Below are 3,808 nucleotides of genomic sequence, written 5' to 3' on the forward strand. Positions count from 1 at the left end.
CGGGCGCGGCGTCGCCGCCGGCGACCCGGGCCAACAGGGCGTCCAGGTCCAGCGGGGCGGCGGCGGAGGCCGCGGCGCGTTCGTCGTCGGTCATCTCGGCTTCGGGGGCGGCCTCAGCCGCGCCGCCTTCCTTGACGATCGACAGGACGCAGTCGTCCTCGACGAATTCGAACACCTCGTGGACGGCCTCATAGTCCACTTCGGCGGTCAGGCGGACCGTCCAGCTCAGATAGGAGTTCTCGGCCGACAGCTGGTCGAGTGGCGGCAGGCCGCTGTCGTCCAGGATGACCTCGGTCGGGCCCAGACGCGCCAGTTCCCGAAGGACGAGGCCGGCCTCGTTGGCCTTGGCGTACATCTCGGTCTTGGGCGCGAACTCCACGCGCCACACCGTCGGGCCGGTCTCGACCGGCGTTTCGGCCTCGGCGTCGGCGGGCGCGGCGTTGAGGGCTGCGACCAGGTCCGCGGGCAGGTCCAGCGGCGGCGCGTCGACGGCGGGGCCGTCGTCGTCCAGGCTGATGGTCTGCGGCACGAAGCCGAAGTCCTCGTCAGCGCCCAGATCGTCCTCTTCCTCGCCCTCCTGGCCGATCAGGGCGCGGAGTTCGCCCAGGATGCCGGAGGAACGGGTCTCGTCCACCGATCCGCCGTCGCGGGCGGCGTTGACGTGGTCCGCCAGGACGTCGAAGGCCCGCAGCAGGGTCTTGGCGACCTCGTCGGTCAGGGCCATCTGCCCCGACCGGATCTCATCCATCACCGTCTCGAAGACGTGAGCGAAGCGGATCAACTCTTCGAGCCCGAAGGCGCCCGCGCCACCCTTTACGGAGTGAACGGCCCGGAACACGGCGTTGATGGTCTCGGGGTCGGCGTCACCCGACTCCATGGCCAGCAGTCCCTGCTCGGCGTCCGTCAGGAGCTCATCGCATTCCTGAAAGAACGTCTGCTTGATGCTCTCGAACGGATCCAAGGGAACGCTCCGAAACGGTGTCTTCGAGGTTTAGGCGGCGACCCGGCGGACGGCGTCGATCAGCTTCACCGGATTGAACGGCTTCACGATCCAGCCGGTCGCGCCAGCAGAGCGCGCGCGCTCCTTCTTGGTCGCGTCGCTCTCGGTGGTCAGGACGAGGATCGGGGTGGCGCGGTGGGCCGGATTGGCCCGCACGCCCTCGATCACGCCGAACCCGTCGAGGCGAGGCATGTTGATGTCGGTGATCACCACATCCACGGAGCCGCCGTTGGCTTCGAGGACCTCAAGGCCCTCAACGCCGTCCACGGCCTGAAGGACGGTGTAACCGGCCTCCACGAGCGCGTGGTTCAGCATCTCCCGCATGGTGCGGCTATCGTCGATGGTCAGTACAGTCTTGCTCACGAAAGTCCCCCTTCGGGCTCGCAATGAAGCTCGGGATTCCCGAACGCCGCCAGTTGTTCTGAAAACGCCAAAGACGGTTGATTCAGGGTTAAAGCGACCCCGTCCTCCGCCCAGATCTTCCGCGCCGACATCAGCACCTGAAGACACAGACCGCCCAGGCGCGAGACCTGGGAAGCGTCCACATCAAGGGGCCTTCCGCGCAGAGACATCAGTTCCGCCCGCAGGGGCTCAGCCGCCTGAAGGTCCAGCACCGGAGCCAGGCTCACGGTCGCCGGCCCTGCCGCTTGAGCGGCCGCCGCATCGATAGACATCAAAATTGTTCCCATTCATCAGCACCTTGGCCAGGCGCGGGTTGGCGGGCGAGGGTCGCGAGGCGGCCCTCGGTGAGGGGGAGGCGGCCGGCGCGATCCGCAAGCGGACGGCGACCGGCGCGCGGTGAGATCGCCCGGCTGAGCGGGGCGAAGCCGGCGTGCGGAGACCCGGCGCGGCGGCGCGGTGCGAGGCCTTGGGCTAAGGCCTGCGTCACTTTGTCCGGACGATTAACAAGCGTCGCCATGGGCGCGCGCAGGACGCCGGACGGGGGCGATTCGCGCAGCGTGATCCGAAGGGCCGGCATCAGAACTCCTCCCACTCGTCGGGAGCGACCGACGGCTTCAGGAGGGCGGCCACGCTGGTCCGTTCGGCGGCGTGGCGCTCGGCGTATTCCTGCATGACACGGGAGTGGCCGACCGTGTTCGGATTGATCACCTCGCCGCCCGCGCCGACCCGGAAGCGGGCCACGGCGTCGGCCAGCACCTCGGCCTCCTTGGCCAGGGAGTGGCTGGCCGCGGTGGTCTCCTCGACCATGGCGGCGTTCTGCTGAGTGACCTGGTCCATGTGGTTGACGGCCTGGTTGATCTGGCCGAGCCCCGTGGACTGTTCCTGGGCGGACGAGGCGATCTCGCGGACCAGGCTCTCGATCTCGGCCACCCGGTCGACGAAGCGCTGCAGGGCGTGGCCGGTCTCGCCGACCAGCCGCACCCCGGCCTCAACCTGAGCGCCGGACATGCCGACCAGGCTCTTGATCTCCTTGGCGGCGTCGGCGGAGCGCTGGGCCAGAGCCCGCACCTCGGCGGCGACCACGGCGAAGCCCTTGCCGGCCTCGCCCGCGCGGGCGGCTTCGACGCCGGCGTTCAGGGCCAGCAGGTTGGTCTGGAAGGCGATCTCGTCGATGACGCCGATGATCTGGCCGATCTGGCTGGACGAGGTCTCGATCTCGCTCATGGCGTCGACCGCCTGGCGAACCACCTCACCGGAGGTCTGGGCGTCGCCGCGGGCGGCCATCACCACGTCGGAACAGGCCTTGGCCCCTTCGGCGGTCTTGCGGACGGTCGAGGTGATCTGGTCGAGGGCCGCGGCGGTCTCTTCCAGGCTGGCGGCGGTGCGCTCGGTGCGCCGGGCTAGGTCGTCGGCGGCCACGGACATCTGGCCCGCCCCGCTGCGGATGGCGCCGGCGGCGGCGATGATGTCGTTCAGCGCCCCCGACAGCCGCCCGATGGCGCTGTTGAAGTCGGCCCGCAGGGGCTCGTATTCCGGGGGGAACTTGGTGGAGATCTGGCAGGACATGTCGCCCTGGGCTAGGCGGCCGAGCGCGCTGGCCAGGCCGTTGACCACACTGAGGCGCTCTTCCTCGACGAAGAACTGCAGGGACTGGCGCTCTTCGGCGGCGTGGGCCTCGGCGAAGCGGGCCTCTTCCGCCGCGGTGCGGGCGGCCTCGGCCTCGGCCACGATGGCCTGGCTGCGTTCCAGGTTGATCGCGGTGTCGGTGAACATGCTGGCGATGCGGCGCGCGCCCCAGACCAGGGCGCCGGTCTCCACCACCAGGATGGCGGCGTGGACGATGACCCGGCGCAGGTCGCCGCCGCCAGGGAAGACCCATGCCGGCAGCAGGGCGCTGAGCACCAGATGGTGCAGGGCGACGGTGATCGCGCCGGCCGCGATGACGGTCCAGTCGCAATAGATGATCAGGCAGGCCAGGGCCGCGAAATAGGCCATGTGCAGGTCGATCTGCCAGGCCTGCCCGGCATGGCCGGCCACCAGCAGGGAGACCGAGCCCATCAGGGCCACCGCGACGGAGCGGCGGGCCCCGGCGCCCTTGCGGTCGATGCGGCGGACCAGGCTGGCCGCGGCGGCCAGACCGGCGGCGCCGGCGCCGACCATCAGCCACGGCCCCTTGGCCACCAGGGTGGCGAGGGCGGTGACCGGGGCGGCGGCCCACAGGGCGCCCATCAGCACCCGATCCGCTAGACGGCGCTGTTGGTCCAGGGTGTCCAGCATCGGCGACTTCATGCGCCGCACAGCCGGGCGAGGCCCGCGTCGAGGGAGAAGAGCGCGCCGTGGGCTTGGAGCCGGGGCGCCGCGGCGCCGGCCGGGGCCCGCACCACGATCACGAAGGGCGCGCCGCCG

At 70.5% G+C, this 3,808-nt stretch carries 4 protein-coding genes; all 4 read right to left on the bottom strand.

Annotation, left to right across the window (positions count from 1 at the left end):
• Positions 1–961: Hpt domain-containing protein (locus ACFQ27_RS20625; RefSeq protein ID WP_377354893.1), on the bottom strand; the 961-nt coding region annotated here is incomplete at its 3' end.
• 30 nt (positions 962–991) lie between these two features.
• On the bottom strand, positions 992–1,363 hold the full coding sequence (locus ACFQ27_RS20630; protein WP_374346876.1) for a response regulator: 372 nt from the start codon (positions 1,361–1,363) through the stop codon (positions 992–994).
• Positions 1,360–1,674, bottom strand: a complete 315-nt coding sequence (locus tag ACFQ27_RS20635; protein WP_374346877.1) for an STAS domain-containing protein — start codon at positions 1,672–1,674, stop codon at positions 1,360–1,362. Before ACFQ27_RS20635 ends, ACFQ27_RS20630 begins: the two co-directional genes overlap by 4 nt.
• 304 nt (positions 1,675–1,978) lie before the next feature.
• Positions 1,979–3,691, bottom strand: coding sequence for a methyl-accepting chemotaxis protein (locus ACFQ27_RS20640; protein ID WP_377354894.1), 1,713 nt, complete (start codon positions 3,689–3,691; stop codon positions 1,979–1,981).
• Positions 3,692–3,808: the final 117 nt, after the last annotated feature.

It is taken from the genome of Phenylobacterium conjunctum (genome assembly GCF_042679085.1).
GTDB lineage: Bacteria > Pseudomonadota > Alphaproteobacteria > Caulobacterales > Caulobacteraceae > Phenylobacterium > Phenylobacterium conjunctum.